This window comes from Pseudomonas sp. KSR10 (assembly GCF_022355455.1).
Classification (GTDB): Bacteria; Pseudomonadota; Gammaproteobacteria; order Pseudomonadales; family Pseudomonadaceae; genus Stutzerimonas; species Stutzerimonas stutzeri_E.
The window spans coordinates 289107-307791 of sequence record NZ_JAKOEN010000023.1; the positions used below are offsets into that span (position 1 = coordinate 289107).

18 protein-coding genes are annotated in these 18685 nt (G+C 61.6%); 14 read left to right on the forward strand and 4 right to left on the reverse strand.

What is annotated here, in order from left to right:
- The 5 genes from MCB86_RS20975 to MCB86_RS20995 form a co-directional block, all read left to right on the forward strand.
- A partial coding sequence (locus MCB86_RS20975) for a PaaI family thioesterase (RefSeq protein ID WP_239612065.1) occupies positions 1-218 on the forward strand: 218 nt, incomplete at its 5' end.
- 104 nt (positions 219-322) lie between these two features.
- A complete protein-coding gene (locus tag MCB86_RS20980) occupies positions 323-1129 on the forward strand; it encodes an alpha/beta hydrolase (protein ID WP_239612066.1) in 807 nt (268 codons plus the stop codon).
- The gene (locus MCB86_RS20985) at positions 1126-1983 is read left to right on the forward strand and encodes an alpha/beta fold hydrolase (RefSeq protein WP_239612067.1); all 858 of its coding nucleotides are present in this window, start codon (positions 1126-1128) and stop codon (positions 1981-1983) included. Before MCB86_RS20980 ends, MCB86_RS20985 begins: the two co-directional genes overlap by 4 nt.
- A gap of 172 nt (positions 1984-2155) precedes the next feature.
- Positions 2156-2959 (forward strand): DUF4892 domain-containing protein, encoded by an 804-nt coding sequence (locus MCB86_RS20990; RefSeq protein WP_239612068.1) that lies wholly within the window; start codon positions 2156-2158, stop codon positions 2957-2959.
- Between the two features lie 77 nt (positions 2960-3036).
- The gene (locus MCB86_RS20995) at positions 3037-4125 is read left to right on the forward strand and encodes an AI-2E family transporter (RefSeq protein ID WP_045161548.1); all 1089 of its coding nucleotides are present in this window, start codon (positions 3037-3039) and stop codon (positions 4123-4125) included.
- Positions 4126-4143: 18 nt separating this feature from the next.
- On the opposite strand, the gene MCB86_RS21000 is transcribed toward MCB86_RS20995, so the two are convergent.
- Positions 4144-5130, reverse strand: a complete 987-nt coding sequence (locus tag MCB86_RS21000; RefSeq protein ID WP_239612069.1) for a patatin-like phospholipase family protein — start codon at positions 5128-5130, stop codon at positions 4144-4146.
- Positions 5131-5344: 214 nt separating this feature from the next.
- On the opposite strand from MCB86_RS21000, the gene selD reads away from it, so the two are divergent.
- The 8 genes from selD to MCB86_RS21040 all read left to right on the forward strand — a co-directional run bounded on the left by selD (position 5345) and on the right by MCB86_RS21040 (position 13555).
- The gene (gene selD, locus MCB86_RS21005) at positions 5345-6379 is read left to right on the forward strand and encodes a selenide, water dikinase SelD (protein ID WP_239612070.1); all 1035 of its coding nucleotides are present in this window, start codon (positions 5345-5347) and stop codon (positions 6377-6379) included.
- Positions 6379-7485 carry a tRNA 2-selenouridine(34) synthase MnmH gene (mnmH, locus tag MCB86_RS21010; protein ID WP_239612071.1) on the forward strand — a complete coding sequence of 369 codons (1107 nt, stop codon included), beginning with the start codon at positions 6379-6381 and terminating at the stop codon, positions 7483-7485. Before selD ends, mnmH begins: the two co-directional genes overlap by 1 nt.
- Before the next feature lie 28 nt (positions 7486-7513).
- The gene (locus MCB86_RS21015; RefSeq protein ID WP_045161552.1) at positions 7514-7792 is read left to right on the forward strand and encodes a lipoprotein; all 279 of its coding nucleotides are present in this window, start codon (positions 7514-7516) and stop codon (positions 7790-7792) included.
- Between the two features lie 85 nt (positions 7793-7877).
- Positions 7878-8483 carry a flavin reductase family protein gene (locus tag MCB86_RS21020; RefSeq protein WP_045161553.1) on the forward strand — a complete coding sequence of 202 codons (606 nt, stop codon included), beginning with the start codon at positions 7878-7880 and terminating at the stop codon, positions 8481-8483.
- 256 nt (positions 8484-8739) lie between these two features.
- Entirely contained in the window at positions 8740-9657 is a 918-nt protein-coding gene (locus MCB86_RS21025) for an AAA family ATPase (protein ID WP_045161554.1), read from the forward strand.
- A gap of 27 nt (positions 9658-9684) precedes the next feature.
- Entirely contained in the window at positions 9685-10644 is a 960-nt protein-coding gene (locus MCB86_RS21030; protein ID WP_239612072.1) for a DUF58 domain-containing protein, read from the forward strand.
- Positions 10641-12659, forward strand: coding sequence for a DUF3488 and transglutaminase-like domain-containing protein (locus MCB86_RS21035; RefSeq protein ID WP_239612073.1), 2019 nt, complete (start codon positions 10641-10643; stop codon positions 12657-12659). Before MCB86_RS21030 ends, MCB86_RS21035 begins: the two co-directional genes overlap by 4 nt.
- Before the next feature lie 98 nt (positions 12660-12757).
- Entirely contained in the window at positions 12758-13555 is a 798-nt protein-coding gene (locus MCB86_RS21040) for a thioesterase family protein (RefSeq protein WP_239612074.1), read from the forward strand.
- 103 nt (positions 13556-13658) lie between these two features.
- On the opposite strand, the gene MCB86_RS21045 is transcribed toward MCB86_RS21040, so the two are convergent.
- Together MCB86_RS21045 and MCB86_RS21050 are read right to left on the reverse strand one after the other, a co-directional pair.
- Positions 13659-15131, reverse strand: coding sequence for a methyl-accepting chemotaxis protein (locus MCB86_RS21045; protein ID WP_239612075.1), 1473 nt, complete (start codon positions 15129-15131; stop codon positions 13659-13661).
- A gap of 89 nt (positions 15132-15220) precedes the next feature.
- Positions 15221-16036 (reverse strand): TatD family hydrolase, encoded by an 816-nt coding sequence (locus tag MCB86_RS21050; RefSeq protein ID WP_239612076.1) that lies wholly within the window; start codon positions 16034-16036, stop codon positions 15221-15223.
- Positions 16037-16213: 177 nt separating this feature from the next.
- Between MCB86_RS21050 and MCB86_RS21055 the strand changes: the two genes are divergently transcribed.
- Positions 16214-17623, forward strand: coding sequence for a transglycosylase SLT domain-containing protein (locus tag MCB86_RS21055; protein ID WP_239612077.1), 1410 nt, complete (start codon positions 16214-16216; stop codon positions 17621-17623).
- A 4-nt stretch (positions 17624-17627) separates the two neighbouring features.
- Here MCB86_RS21055 and MCB86_RS21060 read toward each other — a convergent pair whose 3' ends face one another.
- Entirely contained in the window at positions 17628-18653 is a 1026-nt protein-coding gene (locus MCB86_RS21060) for a lipase secretion chaperone (RefSeq protein WP_239612078.1), read from the reverse strand.
- Positions 18654-18685: the final 32 nt, after the last annotated feature.

Here is an 18685-nt window from a genome sequence, read left to right on the forward strand (position 1 = left end):
ACTATTGTGTCGGCCTCGAAGTGAACGCCAACCATATTCGCGCGTTGCGCAGCGGGCGCGTCACTGCGGTCTGTCGTCCAATCCATCTCGGGCGCTCCAGCCACGTCTGGGACATCCGTCTAAGTGGTGATGATGGCAAGCCCAGCTGTGTTTCCCGCTTGACGGTCGCCGTGATGCCCTTGGGAGAAAACAGTCCGCGGCGTGCAGAGGCGTCGTAGACGCCTTGTTTGGCAGGACTGCCTTGGGTTCCGTCGGTCAGACCGATTGCCGTAGGGAGTAGGGGGCCAGACAATGGTTGCCTTTCTCTTTCCGCATCGAACCCATGACGCAACGCATCTTCTTCGCCCACGCCAACGGCTTTCCCTCCGCGACCTATCGCAAGCTGTTCGACGCGCTGGCGCCGGACTACGTCATCACCCACCTCGACCAGCACGGACACGATCCGCGTTTCCCCGTGGATGACAACTGGCAGAATCTGGTGCAGGAGCTCGTTGAACAACTCGTGGCACTGAAAGAGCCTGTCTGGGGCGTAGGTCACTCGCTGGGTGGAATGCTGCACTATCACGCAGCCCTTCAACGGCCGGACCTTTATCGCGGTGTGGTCATGCTCGATTCGCCAATGACCACCTGGTTCGATCAGACGCTGATCTGGGCGGCGAAGCGTTTCGGCTTCATCGATCGGCTTACGCCGGCTGGTCGTACCCTCGGCCGTCGCGAGGCGTTCAGTTGCACAGATGAGGCACGGCAATACTTCGCCAGCAAGGCGTTGTTCCGCGCATTCGATCCCGATTGCCTGAATGCCTACCTCGAACATGGGTTGGAGCCAACCGCCCAAGGGCTGCGCTTACGCTTCGATCCGGAAACCGAAATCCAGATCTACCGCAGTGTGCCGCACGTAACGCCCGGCTGGCCGCATGCGTTGAAGATTCCACTCGCCGTGGTGCGTGGTCGCCAGAGCAGCGTAGTGCTGCCTCATCACCTGTGCCTGCTTCGCCTGGTTACCCACGGCGAAGCGCATACCTTGCCGAGTGGGCACATGTTTCCGCTCGAGCGTCCGGGTGATACGGCGATGTTGCTCAGACGGGTATTCGCTCGCTGGGGTGAACTGGGCCAACGAGGTGCCGCATGAGTGTTGTATTCGAAGAGATTCGCCTGAGCCTGCCGCATATCGAAGTCGCGGCGCACCTTTACGGCCCAGAAGAGGGTCGACCGGTCATCGCGCTGCACGGTTGGCTGGACAACGCCGCCACTTTCTCCCGGCTCGCGCCGCTGCTGGAAGGTGTGCGTATCGTTGCGCTCGACCTGCCAGGGCATGGCCATTCCGGCCACCGTCCGATTGGCGCGGCCTATAACATCTGGGATTACGCCCACGATGTGCTGCAGGTGGCCGAGCAGTTCGGCTGGAAGCGTTTTTCTCTGCTGGGCCATTCGATGGGGGCCATCGTGTCGGTGTTGCTGGCCGGTGCCATGCCCGACCGCATCGAGCGTCTGGCGTTGATCGATGGGGTGATTCCCTATACGGGCGAAGCCGACACCGCACCGCAAAAGCTTGGCGAGTCGTTACAGGCGCTGCTCGCCGTCGACGACAAGCGCAAGCCGGTCTATGCCGAATTCCAACAGGCTGTCGCGGCGCGCATGAAGGGCGTCGGCGCGGTCAGTCACGAGGCAGCTGAACGGCTTGCTGAACGAGGGTTGATGCCAGTGCCCGGTGGTTATACCTGGCGCACCGATGCCCGCTTGATGCTACCGTCCGCGATGCGCCTGACTCGTGCGCATGCGCAGGCCTTCGTGCATCGGGTGGCTTGCCCTTCGAGTTTGGTACTGGCGGAGCAGGGCTTGATGACACAACCGGCCATGATTGAACTGACCGAGACGTTGCCGTTCATGCGGCATCGATTGCCCGGAGGGCATCATTTGCATCTGGATGATCAAGCGGGAGCCGAAGCGGTGGCAGCTGTTTTCAACCCGTTCTTCGTGGCTTGAATCGAGCAAAGGTGCGGTTGCGCAAGAATCTGTCGCAAAGCCCGGCTTGACTTGCTTTTGCCAACTGGTGAGGCTGGGGCATCGCCTCAACAGGAAGTACCTCAATGATCTATCTCCATGCCGCCGCCACGCCCAACGGTAAGACTGCCCAGTCGAAGGTGATCCGTTGAGTATGCGAAGTGTATGGACAGTCGCGCTGGCCATGCTCGCTCACACCGCGAGCGCTGCTGATGTACCGGGTAGCCGGGACTTCGACTCGCTTGAGCGATACCCACAAGCGCAAATTGTTGCGTTCAAGGAGCAGCAGGTACTGGAGCGGACCTATCCGCTGGACTCGATTCGCCGCATCAGCGGTCGTCTGCGAATGAGCGACCAGGTGAGTGCAAGTGGCCAGCTGACCGCCGCCACTTATCAGTTACCAGAGGTACATACCGGTATCGAAGCTTTCGAACGGGCACGCAACCGGCTGTTGCAGGACGGTGCCGAACTGCTCTTCTGGTGTGAGGGGCGAGAGTGTGGATCGAGCAGCCTCTGGGCCAACGACATATTCCAACGCTCGACGCTCTACGGTCCCGATGCCAGGCAGGCCTATCTGCTGGCGCGTCTGCCGGGCGATTCCGATCGCCTCATGGCGCTCTACGGCATCACGCGGGGCAATGGCCGCCCTTATCTGCAGGTGGAACAATTCACCCCCGACGAGGCGCTCGGTGTCATTCTGCCGAATCCGGCCACGCTGTTACGTCAATTGAAGAGCAACGGAGAACTCTGGTTGCCGAGGTTGCCCCAAGAGCCCACGGCTGAGTGGGGCGCGCTGCTGGCGAATGTTCTGCGGCTCGACAGCACTATGCGGGTCGCGCTGGCGGGGAAGGGTGCCGAGGGCTGGCGGGAAGCGCTGACGCAGGAGCGAATCAAGGCGCGACGCCTAGATGTCGAGAGGACCGACGAGGACGGTCTGCGTATCAAACTGTTGCGCTGAGAACAGGCTTCAGAATGCAATAGCGCTCCCCTGATACGCTCCCCTGGAGCGCACCGCGTTTCCCCATAGGTACCCTGATGCTTAACAACGATCGTTTGCTGGTGCAGATTTTGCTTCTGGTGCTGCTCGGTGCCTGTGTGTGGGTACTGGCTCCGTTTGCTTCCGCGCTGTTCTGGGCAGCGGTATTGGCGTTTGCCAGCTGGCCGGTCATGCGTGTGCTGACACGCTGGTTAAAGGGCAATTCCACCCTTGCCGCTACCCTGCTGACGTTCGGCTGGATGGTGTCGGTAGCGGTGCCGCTGGTGTGGCTGGGGTTCAACATTGCCGATCAGATCCGCGAGGTCAACGTATTGGTGCATAGCCTGCAGATGCAGGGCCTGCCGGAGCCTCCGGTGTGGCTGGGCGAGGTGCCGCTGGTTGGCGATCGGCTATTGACCCTCTGGAGCACCATTAACGAGCAGGGCACTGCCTTCTTCGCGACGATTCGCCCTTATGTCGGCCAGGTCGGCAACTGGTTGTTGGTACGCAGCGCGCGGATCGGGGGAGGGATGTTGGAGTTGGCGCTCAGTCTGGTGCTGGTGTTTTTCTTCTACCGCGACGGCCCAAAATTGGCGGCCTTCGTCCACAGTTTGCTGCATCGACTGATCGGCGATCGTGCGGATCATTACCTGGAGCTGGTTGCCGGTACGGTACAGCGCGTGGTCAACGGTGTGATCGGCACCGCCGCTGCGCAGGCGATTCTGGCCTATGTGGGGTTCAGCATCGCTGGAGTGCCGGGTGCGTTGATTCTCGGCGTGCTGACGTTCGCGTTCAGCTTTCTGATGGTCCCGCCGCTGGTCTGGGGGCCGGCTGTGGCCTGGCTTGCCTGGCAGGGCGAATATGGAATGGCAGTTTTCCTCGGCATATGGGGCATGTTCATCATCAGCGGCGTGGACAATGTGCTGAAGCCCTATCTGATCAGTCGCGGCGGCAACTTGCCGCTAGTGGTGGTACTGCTGGGCGTGTTCGGCGGCGTGCTGGCGTTCGGTTTCATGGGACTGTTTCTCGGCCCGACGCTCCTGGCGGTCGCCTACAGTCTGCTGGGTGACTGGTTGATCAAGGAAGTGCCCGAAGTCGTCACCCCGAATGAGTTGTCCGCCGGTGTCGATCGAGCAGCTTCTCGGTGAAGAGGGACATAGCTGTGGCTAGAGCTGTTCTTCCTCGTATTTGTCGAGCGTGTCGCGGGCGATGATCTGGCCGAGCTTGATCAATTCGGGCGCCTTGTAGAACTCGTAAAACCGGCAGGCGCGTTTAGGAATGTTGACCAGCACGTTCGGTGGATAACCAGCAATCTTGTATTGCGTCAGCGATGATTGCATCACCTCGAAGCTCTGGTTGATCAGCTCCAGCAATGAAGCTGGACCGCCGACATCCACCACCATCGACCCCTCCGCCGATTTCGGTGCACTTTGCCCGGTAGGGGCCGCTGGTGGCTGGCTCGCTCCAATTTCGTCAGGGGCTTGAAGTTCAGCGATATGCTCTTCTAGTCCCTTGCTGCGCCAGAACGGAATATGCGAGCTTATCGAGCTGACCATGGCATCGAAGCGACCAGGGCGAATCACTTCCGGCAGGGGGTATTGCCGATGGTTATTGGCGTTGAGGTTCACCGCGATGATGATGTCACTGTGACTGGAGACCACCGGGACAATCGGCAAGGGGTTGAGGATCCCGCCATCAACCAGCATTCGGTTGCCTTGCATGACTGGGGTGAACAGACTTGGGATGGCTGCCGAAGCGCGCATCGCCAGCTCCAGGTTGCCTTCCTGAAACCATATTTCCTGCTGGTTGGTGAGATCGGCCGCGACGGCAGTGAACGGAATTGGCAGGTCTTCGATGTTGACCGAACCGAGCATGTCACGGATACGGCCGAAGATCTTCTCGCCGCGTATCGCTCCGAGACTGAAGCTCGGGTCGACCAACCGCAGCATGTCGAAATAGTCCAGGCTCTCGATCCAGTCCCGGTATTCGCCCAGCTTGCCCGCGGCATAAATCCCGCCGACCACTGCGCCCATCGAGCAGCCCGCGATGCAATTGATCTCGTAACCCCGGGCGGTGAGCTCCTCGATGACCCCGATGTGCGCATAGCCACGCGCGCCACCCGATCCCAGTACCAGTGCAACCTTGTTGCCCATGTGATTCTCCCTATTTGGCAAGGGTGATAGCTTCCAGCCTCAGACGCGGGGCATCAAGCCCCGCCATCAGCTAATTCGAGCGCAGCCGAACCAGGATTTCTACCAGGCCTATGGCACCGCCATCAGCCGACCGGTGTAACCGGGATTACCGCGAGACGCCGGCCTTCTTGCTACAATCGGCGCCCGTTTTGCCAGCATCATGAGAGCCCTTCAGATGAGCGAACCCATCCGTCTCACCCAATACAGCCATGGTGCCGGCTGCGGCTGCAAAATTTCGCCGAAGGTGCTGGACGTGATCCTTGCCGGCAGTGGCGCGCAAAATCTCGACCCGCGCCTGTGGGTCGGCAACGCCTCGCGTGACGATGCTGCCGTCTACGGTATCGATAATGAGCGCGGCGTGGTCTCGACCACCGACTTCTTCATGCCCATCGTCGACGATCCATTCGATTTTGGACGAATCGCCGCCACCAATGCCATTAGCGACATCTATGCGATGGGCGGAGACCCGTTGATGGCCATTGCGATCCTCGGCTGGCCGGTCAACCTGCTGCCGCCTGAAGTGGCCCGCGAGGTTATCGCCGGCGGGCGCGCGGTCTGCGATGCGGCGGGCATTCCCCTGGCTGGCGGCCATTCGATCGATGCCCCCGAGCCGATCTTCGGCCTGGCGGTGACCGGCCTGGTGAACAAAGCGCACATGAAGCGCAACGACACGGCGTCTGTGGGTTGCAAGCTCTACCTGACCAAGCCGTTGGGCATCGGCATTTTCACCACTGCCGAAAAAAAGGCCAAGCTGCGAGCCGAGGATGTCGGTCGCGCCCGTGACTGGATGTGCACGTTGAACACCCCCGGCAGCCGCTTCGGCAAGCTTGCTGGCGTTCGTGCTATGACCGACGTCACAGGCTTCGGTCTGCTCGGGCACCTGGTGGAAATGGCCGACGGTAGCGGTGTGACCGCGCGTATCGACTATGCCCGCGTGCCGCGCCTCGAGGGCGTCGAGTATTACCTGGAACAGGGCTGCGTCCCCGGCGGCACCGGACGCAACTTCGACAGCTATGGCGAACGTATTGCCACGCTCGACGAGTCGCACAAACAACTGCTCTGCGATCCGCAAACCAGTGGTGGGTTGCTGGTGGCGGTAGCGCCTGAGGGCGAGGCAGAGTTTCACGCGGTCGCGGCCGAACTCGGTCTCGTGCTCGAGTCGATCGGCGAGCTGATCGAAGCCGGCACCTTTGCCGTCGAGGTCCGTTGATGCGCGGCGATACCGATAATTACCGCGAACTGTTTCTCAACGATGTGCCCATGATGGATGCCCGGGCTCCGGTGGAGTTTTCCAAGGGCGCCTTCCCCGGTGTGGTCAATCTGCCGCTGATGAACGATCTGGAGCGGCAGAAGGTCGGCACCTGCTACAAGCAGCACGGTCAGCAGGCGGCGATCGAGCTTGGCCATCGGCTGGTCAGCGGTCAGATCAAGGCCGAGCGCATCCAGGCCTGGGCCGACTTCGCCCGGCAAAATCCGCGCGGATATATCTACTGTTTTCGTGGTGGGCTGCGTTCGCAGCTGGTCCAGCAATGGCTCAAGACCGAGGCGGGGATCGACTATCCTCGTGTGACCGGCGGTTACAAAGCGATGCGTCATTTTCTTTTGGAAACCATCGAGCACGCGGCCGGACATGATGATTTCGTGTTGGTCGGCGGCATGACCGGCACCGGCAAGACCGAGGTGCTGGCGCGTCTGGAGGACAGCGTCGATCTGGAAGGCATTGCCAACCACCGCGGGTCGAGCTTCGGTAAGCGCGCCACGCCGCAGCCGGTACAGATCGATTTCGAGAATGCGCTGGCGATTCGTTTGCTGAAGATGCAGCATGCTGGCGCTCGGCAGTTCGTCCTTGAAGACGAAGCACGGCTGGTCGGGCGCTGCTCCATCCCGCTGCCATTGTTCCAAGGTATGCAACGCTATCCGCTGGTGTGGTTGGAGGACAGCTTCGACAGCCGGGTTGATCGCATTCTCAAGGACTATGTGATCGACCTCTGTGCCGAATTCATTGCCGAGCAGGGCGAGGAAGGGTTCACCGCATTCGCCGAGCGTTTACGGCAAAGTCTGGTCAATATCAGCAAGCGGCTCGGAGGCGAATGCTTCGCACGCCTGGCGGCGATCATGGATCAAGCGCTTGCCGAACAGGCCAGTACTGGCGCAGTCGAGCTGCACCGCGGATGGATCGAGACGTTGTTGAAGCAGTACTACGATCCGATGTACGCCTATCAGCGAGAGAGCAAAGCGTCCCGTATCGAGTTCGCTGGAGAGCAGGACGCCGTAGTCGAATTCCTGCGCGAACGTGCAGCAGGCAAGCAAAAATGAGCAGGTCTCGAAAATGAGGGATGTATCGATGAAAAGTCTGATCTGTTTATCCGTGCTGGCGTTGGCCCTGACCGGCTGCGCCGGAAAAACCGCCTATCGCGACAGCTGTGCGTCTCAGCTCAATGCGGCTTGGGAAGAGCAGAGCCTTGCCGAAGCGGAGGGTTTCGCCGGTACCGTAAGTTATTCCAAGGCAATGGCTTTACTGACGGGTGCCAAAACCCAACAGCAATTCGAGGCTTATCGAGGCTGCGTGGAAAAGGCCAAGAAGGCCCGTTTCTATCTCCGCGAGTCGCGCGCAGGTCGCTAACACCCCTTCCGGTGGCACCTTCGGCAGGTGCCACCGCCGTATACGCTCGAGCCGAATGTGCTGATCGGTTCATTTGGAAATCTCCATGCAACTCGACTTCTGCGCACTGACCCCGGCCGAGCGCTATCGCTGGCTTACCTCGACGATTACCCCGCGTCCGATTGCCTGGGTGTCGACCCGTTCGACCGATGGCATCAGCAACCTTGCGCCCTTCAGTTTCTTTCAAGTCATCAGCAGCGAGCCGCCGACGTTGCTGATCAACGTGGGCCTGAAGGACGGCATGCCGAAGGACACTGCGCGAAACGCACGGGATACCGGTGAGCTGGTGGTTCAACTGGTGGGGGCCGAGCAGGTCGAGGCGATGAATGCATCCGCTGCCGTGCTACCCCATGGCATCAGCGAATTCGAGCATTGTGGCATTGCCAGCGAACCCGCCAAATTGGTTAACGTACCCAGGGTGTGCACGGCACCAGTTGCTTTCGAGTGTCGAGTCGCACAGATCCTGCCCTATCCAGCGGAGTCACCCAACTGCCATCTGATTTTCGCCGAGGTGCTGCTGGCGCATGTGGCTGACGGATTGCTCGATGAGCGCGGCCGCATCGACCCGGCCAGGCTCGACGTGGTCGGAAGGCTTGGCGGCATCAGCTATACCTACACGCGCGAGCGTTTCGAGATGCTCCGGCCGCAGTGAGCGGTGGCGCCGCCCGGGCCATTCGATGGTCGCGACAGCCTAGAGGCCGAACTGCTTCCGGTACAGCGGCACGCCAGCTGCCGGCCGACCACGTTCAGTCGGGCCTGGCAGGATGCCAAGCGCTCGCTGCCGTATAGGTCGTTCGAGGTGCCGCCGAGCAAGTGCCCGGTCACAACTTCGTCAACAAAGATTTCCGTCGGCTTTGCCTGCGCGTCTCGGGTCAGTAGCATCGTGGGACGAATCGAAGGAGAGCGGAATGCGCGCTAGATTGGATGTCTGCCTGCGAGCGGTGAACGACATATTGCTCGGCAAGCAATCACAGGTGCGATTGGCCATGGCCTGTCTGCTGGCCAGAGGGCATCTGCTGATCGAGGACCTTCCGGGCATGGGCAAGACCACCCTCAGTCACGCCCTCGCCAGGGTGATGGGCCTGGAGTTCCAGCGGATCCAGTTCACCTCCGACCTTCTGCCGGGCGATATTCTCGGCACTTCGGTGTTCGATAAGGACAGCGGTCAGTTTGCTTTCCATCCAGGACCCATCTTTGCCGAGCTGATTCTGGCGGACGAAATCAACCGAGCCACGCCAAAAAGCCAGAGCGCGCTTCTCGAGGCCATGGAAGAGGGGCAGGTGACGATCGAGGGCGCCACGCGGCCGCTGCCCGATCCATTTTTCGTGGTGGCCACGCAGAACCCGGTCAGCTCCGGCGGGACGTTTTCTTTACCTGAGTCGCAGTTGGACCGCTTCCTCATGCGCTTATCGCTGGGTTACCCGGCGAAAGCCGCCGAGAAGGCCTTGCTGCTGGGCGACCCACGCCGTGATCTGCTTGTGCGGCTGGAGCCTCTGCTCGACCGCGCTACGCTGGGGGAAATTCAGGATGCGGTGGCGCAGGTTCGGGTCAGCGACGCACTGGTCGATTATGTGCTGAGATTGGTCGAGGCGACCCGCACGCAGCCTCAGTTCGCCTGGGGACTGTCGCCGCGAGGCAGTCTCGCCCTGCTGGCCGCGGCACGCGCTTGGGCATTTCTCGATGGGCGCGATTACGCCATACCCGAAGACGTTCAGGCGGTGCTGCCCGCGGTGGTAGGCCATCGTCTGCGCGAGCGTGCCGATGCCACAGGCCACGGTGGTGGCGCGCTGGTGCAATGGCTGTTGCGCGAAGTGCCAGCGCTCTGACTCGCACGACCTGCCCGGGGGCTCAGCATGCGACTACTGCCGCGGATACGTGAACGCTGGCTATTGAAGCGTATTCCGCCGGGCCCGAGCATGCGGCTCGACCAGCGAAGAATATTCATCATGCCGACGCCGGTGGGCATGACCTTTCTGCTCGCCTTGCTATTGATGCTGGTTGCTGCGATCAACTACCAGAACAGCCTCGCCTACGCGCTGACGTTCCTGCTCGGCTCGGTATATCTGGTCGCGATTCTGCATACCTGGCGCAATCTCGCCGGTCTGACGCTACTGGCGGGCAATTCACCGGCCGTCTTCCTCGGAGAGCAGGCGCGTCTGCAAGTACGACTGGAAAGCCGTGGACGCCTCTACCAGGCCGTCGCGCTGGGCTGGCCAAAAAGCGGCCTACAGGTGGTCGACGTGCCGGCAGGGGGAACCTGCGAGGTCGATCTGAGCCTGCCAACCGAAGATCGTGGCTGGTTACGGCCGGGGCGTGTGCGTGTCGAGAGCCGCTTTCCTTTGGGCATTTTGGTGGCCTGGAGCTGGGTGGATCTGCAACTGGCAGCTCTGGTGTATCCAAGACCTGTGGAAGGCGAGTTGCCGACCGCCAGAGGGCCCGCTGACGAAGAGCGCGAGGGCACCTGCGTATCAGGGCCCGGCATCGATGACTATCAGGGTTTGAAACCTTGGCAGCCGGGCGACTCGCGGCGACGCCTCAACTGGAAAGCCTATTCCCGTGGGCAGGGGCTGCTGGTCAAGGATTTCACCGCTCTGCTTGGGCAGGAACCGTTGCTCGATCTGGATGCGCTCGAAGGTGACATCGAGTCGCGACTGTCGGTGCTATGCCACTGGGTCGTCGAACTGTCTGCGCGTCAGCAGCCCTTCGCCTTGCAGATCGGCGCGACACTTATCGGTCCGGATGCAGGGGTCGACCACCGCAACCGCTGCCTGCGTGAACTGGCGGTGTTCGGTCTGGAACGGGAGGTTCGATGAGCACCCAGCAGTCGATTCCGCGCAACGGCCTGGTCTGGCTGCTGGTCGCCCAGGTACTGGTGATCTTGCCGCACCTGGGTCACCTACCGTTATGGATCATCGGCCTCTGGCTGGCTTGCGCCACCTGGCGCGTGCAGATCTTTCGCATGCGCGCGCGCTATCCGAGAGGCTGGGTGAAGGTTTTGATGATGATTGGCGTCGGCGGCGGCGTGTTCGTTTCGCGCGGCAGCCTGATCGGGCTCGATGCCGGCGTCGTACTGCTGATTGCCGCGTTCATTCTGAAGCTGGTGGAGATGCGCAGCCGGCGCGACGCTTGGGTGCTGATCCTTCTCGGCTTCTTTGCCGTGGCGACCAGCTATCTGTTCTATGACAGCTTGCCGGCCGGCCTTTACAGCCTGCTGCCTGTCACCGTTTTGTTGGCCGCGATGATTGGCCTGCAGCAAAGCAGCACCGATACACACCCCTGGCCAACGTTGCGCCTGGCTGGCTCGCTGCTGCTGCAGGCTGTACCGCTGATGCTCGTTCTATTCGTATTGTTTCCCCGGATGGGGCCGCTCTGGTCATTGCCGCAACCCCGAGATCGCGGAGTGACGGGGCTTTCTGACAGCATGTCGCCGGGTGACATCGCGCAGTTGAGCCGGTCTGCCGGGCTGGCATTCAGAGCCAGCTTCGAAGGCCCGATCCCCGAGCGGGATCAGCTCTACTGGCGGGCCGTCACGTTCGAGCGCTTCGATGGTCGGCGCTGGTCGCAATCGCTCGCTGTACAGATCCCAGGGGCGCCAGACTGGACGCCCGGAGGCGCCGCGGTGAGTTACTCGGTGGTGATGCAGCCCAGCGGCCGTCCATGGCTATACGCGCTGGATGTGGCGCAGGTCGATGCGGGGGGCGTGCGGTTGATGCCAGATTTCCATTTACAACGCCCGCGTCCGATCGATCAGGCATTGCTCTATCAGGTCACCTCGTGGCCCGGATCGCGTCGCGAACCTGTGGCTAGCGCTGCCACACTGGAGCGTGCGCTGCAGTTGCCGGCACAAGGCAATCCGCGCAGCCGTGCCTGGGCCGCGCAGTTGCGCCGCGATAATCCAGACCCGACAGCGCTGGTGCAGGCACTCCTCCAGCATTTCAATCGGCAGCCGTACCGATACACGCTGCGGCCTTCATCGGTGGGGGGCGATATCGTTGACGGCTTTCTGTTCGATACGCTGAATGGATTCTGCATTCACTACGCTGGCGCGATGACGTTCGTCTTGCGTGCCGCCGGCATTCCCGCTCGGGTCGTGGCGGGCTATCAGGGCGGGGAGATCAATCCGACGGGCAATTATCTGTCGGTTCGTCAATTGGACGCCCACGCTTGGGTCGAGTACTGGGTTGCGGGTCGCGGTTGGGTCTCGATCGACCCCACGTTTCAAGTCGCGCCGGAACGCATCGAACGAGGCCTTGAGGATGCACTTTCCGACGAGCAGACGCTGTTTGATGACTCACCGCTGGCGCTGCGGCGCTACCGAGATATCGGCTGGCTGAATCAGCTGCGATTCGGCTGGGACAATCTCAACTACGGTTGGCAGCGATGGGTGCTCGGCTACCAGGGTGAGCGTCAGCTGGACGTGTTGAAAGGACTGTTCGGCAAGGTCGACGCCGGTAAGCTCGGGTTGCTCACCGTTGCTGCGGCCGCGCTATTGACGATGGTCCTGGCTTTGCTGCTGCTTAAACCCTGGCGCCGTGAACGTGATCCACAGCTGCGCCTGTTCCATCGGTTCGAACGACTCCTCGCTCGACACGGCGTCGAGCGGCAGGTCGGCGAGGGCCCGCGTGATTTCGCCGAGCGCGCGGCAGTGTTGATGCCGATCGTCGCCGAGCCGATACGGGAGTTCACCCGGCTCTATGAGATGGCGCGTTATGCTGGCCAGCCCGCAGACAGAAACGAAATGCATGTTTCGCTCGCCAGACTGCGTCGCCAGCTGCCTTGGCGCTCCGGTACGCGCAGAAAGCAGGAAACTGAACTCGGCGAGCGATAGCTGCGTGCGATGGTGTCCTATCACCAATGCTCAACTGCGCACTTCTGGCCGCACGTCGGCGATAAGATGGTGACCGATAAAAACAATCCGAGGTGGGCATGACCCTTTTCGAACTGATACGAGCCGTACGTGACAATCCTGCGAACGTCATCGTGCCGGCCACCTGGGGGCAGGGGCGTGCGGGTTTCGGCGGTGTGGTTGCAGCGCTGGTCTATGAGGCCATGCAGGCGCAGGTGCCGGACGGCCGTCCAGCGCGCTCGCTGGCCATCACCTTTGTCGGCCCGTTGATGGTAGATACTCCGGTCAGCTTCGAGGCTGAGGTATTGCGCGAGGGCAAGGCGGTCAGCCAAGTGCTCGGGCGTGCGGTGCAGAACGGCCAGGTGGTAACCATCGTCCAGGGCAGTTTCGGTGCGGCCCGCGCATCGGCGGTGCGGGTAGCCGCAGAGCCCGCGCCGTCGATGCCGCCGGTAGACGAATGTCAGGAGCTGCCCTATGTGCCGGGCGCCGCGCCGGAATTCACCCGTTATCTGGCGATGCGCTGGGGCATCGGTGGGCTGCCGTTCTCGGGCAACACGTCGCGCGAAATGGGCGGTTGGGTGCGCTTACGCGGCGAGGTCGAGCGCGAGCCAGTGACCGTTTCGCATCTGCTGGCACTGGTGGATGCCTGGCCGCCAGCCGTACTGTCGCATCTGAAGGGATTCGCACCTGGCAGTTCGCTGACCTGGACCATCGAGTTCATCCAGCCGATGCCGTCGCTCGATACTCACGACTGGTGTCAGTACCGCGCGGTGATCGAGCATGCCCAGGATGGTTATGGCCATTGCGCAGCGGCGCTCTGGACCCCTGGGGGTGAGCTGGTGGCATTGAGTCGCCAGACGGTAACGGTGTTCGGCTGAGCCAAGGTTCCGCCATCAGGACGGCTTCGACCGAAGACTGGCCAGCGCTCTCCATCGGTCGGCCCGCCAGCGCGAGACCTTGGCCTCGTGCTGAAGGGGCGGCTCACAGTTTGAATTGCTGAATCGCTTTGCTCAGTTCTTTGGAGAGTGCAGCCAGCTCGGAGCTGGTGGCGGCGGACACAGCGGTCTGCTCAACGGTCTGTTCGGTGACGTCGCGGATGCCGGTCACCGAGCGATTCAGCTCTTCGGCTACGCCACTCTGCTGCTCTGCGGCATCCGCGATCTGGGTGTTGCTCTCGCGCATCTGCGCGACCGCTGCGGTGATCGCTTCCAGAGCCAACCCCGCCTCGCGGGCCTCGCTCACGCAGTCGTCGGCCTTCAGCGAACTTTCCTGCATGAACTCCACCGCGTCGCGTGTCATGGCTTGTAGCCCGGAGATCATCTGGGTGATCTCGTCGGTCGACACCTGAACACGTTTGGCCAGACTACGCACCTCGTCCGCCACCACCGCGAAGCCCCGGCCCATCTCGCCAGCGCGAGCCGCTTCGATGGCGGCATTCAGCGCGAGCAGGTTGGTCTGCTCGGCGATGCTATGGATGACGCTGACGACACCGCTGATCTTCTGGCTGTCGGCGGCGAGTTGTCCAATCGTCTCGGCTGTTTGTTGCACTCCTTGCGACAGACTGGATATCGACCGCTCAACGCGAGTCACGACGCTGTGGCCGTCACCGGCGAGACGGTCGGCATGCTGAGACTGGTCGCGGGTTTCTCGCGCATGGTCGGCGATCTGGTAGACGGTCGTGCTCATTTCATTGATCGCCGTCGCGGCCTGATCGGTTTCGCTTTTCTGCCCGAGCATGCCCTTGCGTACTTCGCCCATACTGGAGGCCAGGCGGCTGGCGCCCTCGTCCAGGCGTGTGGCCGCTTGGGTGACGGTACCTACGATGCGCTGGTAGCCGGATTGCATGGCATTGAAAGCGCCCGCCATCTGGCCGACCTCGTCACCGCTGTCCAGCGGTACGCGTACGGTGAGATCACCGCTGCGCTCCACATGCAGCATGACGTCTTTCAGCGTGTTGAGATGGCTTAGCAGGAATCGGATCATCATCTGCGAAGCCGCTAGCAGCGCCAGCATCAGAATTGCGACGGCCAGCGCGTAGCTGAAAAAGTGCTGCGTCAGCAATTGCCAGACGCTAGGCGCGCGAGCCAGAACGGCAAGGCTGTCGCCGCCTGAGCGAGTGATCCGCTGTGCGCCGACAACCGGTGTGGTGGCGAAAAAGCGGTCGTGGTCGATTGCAAGCCAGCCCTGACCCGGCGCGATGGTTCGACCTTCGATAACCAGCCCCTGACCGGCAGCTGCCGCCAGCAGATCGGGATGGCGGGGAAGGGCACTGCCTGCCGGCCAGTCCTGCAGCACCCTGGCCAGTTCCTGAGCGCTGGTTTGCGCGTCCTGGCTGCGGGACCGCTGTTCCAGTTGCAGGGCGAACAGCACCAGCAGCAACGTGGTAACGAAGGTCACCATGTTCAGCGCCCAGAACTTGTATTTCAGAGAAAGATCACGAATCCAGAGAACCATGAGTGCGCTTCTGTATGGGTGGCTGAGAGGGCGTCGGTGCGTTTTAGGCGTCCGTCTTTTTAGCGGCAGAACGACGGCAGGCTTTAGCGCTATTCTGGTTGAGCCAGCGGAGCGATGCCGAAGAACCGTTGAGCGCAGGCGGTGGTGGTTGTCGCGAGTTCGTCGTCGCTCACGCCGCGATGGCGGGCCACTTCACGCAACACTTCTGGAAGAAAAGCGGGCTCGTTCTGACCGCCTTTGGGTTTGGGCCGCAGCGTGCGTGGCAATAGATAGGGCGCATCGCTTTCGAGCATCAATCGCGAGGCGGGAATCTCGCGAACCAGCGGCTGCAGGTGCGTGCCGCGGCGCTCGTCGCAGATCCAGCCGGTGATGCCGATGTGCAGGTCGAGGTCGAGATAGGCGTAGAGGGCGCGCTTCTCCCCGGTAAAGCAATGAACGACCGCGGCACTGAGCCGATCGCGGAAAGGCCGGAGGATGTCCACCAGGCGCTGGTCCGCATCGCGTTCGTGAAGAAATACCGGGAGACCGGTTTCCACTGCCAGTTGCAGATGTTCTTCAAGCACCCGTTCCTGCTGCCCGCGCGGGGAAAGGTCCCGGTTGAAATCCAGCCCGCATTCCCCAACAGCGCGAACCTCGGGTTCGGCGAGCAATTGCTTCAACTGAGTGGCGGTTTCGGACGTCCACTGGCTGGCATCATGTGGATGGACTCCTGCCGTGCAAAACAACCGTTGCCGGCTCTCATCCAGCTCACGACAAAGCGTTAATGCTGCTTCGCTTTCGACCAGACTGGTGCCGGTCAGTACCAATTGCGTGACGCCAGCTGCGTAACCGCGAGTCAGGACGGCGCGCGGGTCGCGAGCGAAGGTCGGGTGGGTCAGGTTGACACCAATGTCAATAAGCTGCACAAACTACCTCATGTAGAATAAAAATAATATAAGTATTAATATCAAATGCTTATAGCTGATATCTCATGTTAATTGGCAAGCTACGCTGGCGGCGAAACCGTGGCTATGAGAATCTTCGCCGCCCTGCGGCAGGCTGGCCGCCCTACAGACTGTCCCGTTCGAGTCGATACGCTGTAAATGAACCGATTATTGCCCTTGCTGTTGTGCCTGATGGTGCTCGCACCCTGGCCGGCCGCTGCGCGCGTGATGGGGCCTCAGGCGTGGCAGCCGGCGGATACGGTACGCGATCTGGCTGAGATTCGCCGCAGTGGCGTGTTGCGTGTGCTGGTCAATCAGAGCCGCAACAGTTCGGGCGAAGTCAAAGGTGAAGCCATCGGCGTGGAATACGTGCGGCTACGCGCGTTCGAGCAGTTTCTCAATCGCGGTTCGAAGGGGCCCGCGATCACCCTGGAAGTTATACCTAAGGCCAAGGACCAGCTGCTCGGCGCACTGCAGAGAGGCGAGGGTGATCTGGTCGCGCCTGGAGAACGTTTGGAGTCAGGATCGACGCGTCGGGTGAGCCATAGTCGCGCCGTAGTCGATAACGTCCCCATGGTTTTGGTCAGCCGCCAGGGCGGCCTTCGCTACAAAAACTTCGAACAGCTATCGGGACGCAGTCTGGCGTTGTCTGCCGGCAGTGCCGCCGGGCTGGAACTGGAAGTGCTCAATCAACGGTTGATGCAAACCGGGCACGCGCCGATTGCTGTCGAGTGGGTCGATCCAACGCTCGCGGTCGAGGACGTGCTGGAGATGGTGCAGGCCGGCATCTATTCCGCGACTGTCGTCGAGCTGCCCATTGCGGAGCGATGGGCGAAGGTACTGCCCAAATTACGTATCGAGCGAGATCTGGTTCTGGGCAAGCGCGCCGACATGCGTTGGTTTGTCCGAACGGAGGCCAGCATGTTGCGTGCTAGCGTCGATCGCTTCCTCCGAGGCTACAGTGCGCCGGATAACCAGGACGCCGCTTTCGTCCGGGTCTATCGGCGCCTTTACCGGGTGCAGTATCCCCTTGATCGGGTCGGTCGGCAGCGCTTGGAGAAGGTGCGGCCCACTTTACAACGGCATGCTCAGCAGCAGGATATCGACTGGCTCAATCTGGCCGCGCTGGCATTCAAAGAGTCGACCCTCAATCCGGCAGCCCGTGGTGCTTCCGGCGCCACCGGGCTCATGCAGGTGACGCAGGCTACTGCACGCAGCATGGGTGTAAACGACATCGGCAAGCTTGATAACAATGTGCAGGCCAGTGCGAAGTATCTAGCCAACATCCGGCAGAAATTTTTCGCTAGCCCCAGGCTGAATGAACGCGAACGCATGGCGTTCGTCCTCGCGGCTTACAACATGGGGCCGCAGCGGGTCCAGAGCATGCGTGCCGAGGCCCGGCGCCGAGGGCTCAATGCCGACCAGTGGTTTTTCCAGGTCGAGCGCGTTGCCATGGAAACCATGGGTATGGGCGTAGTCAGCTACGTCAATGCAGTAAACAAGTACTACCTGACCTACACGCGGGAGCGTTACCTGCTCGAAGGCGGTCCGCAAAGCGCTGCCAAATGAGCGTTTAGCTTTGCTTGATGACGAGTAGCTGCTCGACCGCCTCCAGGCGTTGGCGCTCGTTTTCGTCGAATCGTTCGGCGGCCAATCGGGCGATCGCAGCGCGCTTATCCGCTTCGCCAAGCCCTCGGCTGCTTTCGATGCGGCTCTTTTCTTTTTGATAGGAGGAGAGTCGCCTTTGCCATTCTTGCCTTTTGAGATCGAGCCGTTCCAGACGCGCGGTGGCGGCGTTGCCAACCAGCTGCTGACGCAGCCGACGTAGGTCCGCGGGCGTGGCTCCGCGCGCTTGCAATGCACGTGTCTGCTCGCGTAATTCAGACTGCAATTGAATGACCATCGCATCCTGCAGTTCGGGCGGTAGGCTGCTCTGCAGCCTGTCGATTGCGGCTCCCTTGGCGGCGGCATCGAGAGTTGAGTCGCGACGAATCGCCAGCCTTTCCAGCGTGAAGCTGTCGGCCGTTTCGTCGAGTGCAAAAAACGCCTGATGGACCTCATCGTCGAATAATTGGGCGCGCAGCTGGCGAACCGCTTGCAGTCGCTCGCGCATGGCGTTCAGATCGGCCTGCTGCACATGATCCTGCTCCAGTAGCAGCAGTTGGCGTTTGTAATCCAGATACTGTGCTAGCAACTGCAGCGCTTGACCTTCTCCGGGCTGGGGAAGTTGCGCTTCGATGTAATGTCGTAGACGCGTGACGCTGGCCTCAAGGGATTCTTCGCCAATCGAGGCCAGGAAATAATCGAAGACGCGTCGGATGTCATTCTCGATGATCAACCTGCCGGAGGCGTCCGTTCGTAGTTGCCCATCGACCTGGGTCCCCGCGAAGGAAGGGGGTAAGCGACGGATCGTTGCGACAGGCGAAGGCCGCGGATCCGGTAAACGGACCGATGTCTGGGTTGGAGCCGGCGATGGGGCGCGTACGGGCGCAACGCGCTGCGCCTGGTCCGGCTGTGTCTCGACCGGGTCCTGCCAATCGATCGCGACGCCGAGGGTCACGGTCACGGCCAGCAGGAGCAGGAGGGCGATTACTTTCATCGAGACGCCTCGCTTCAGGGCCGGGGCCGATC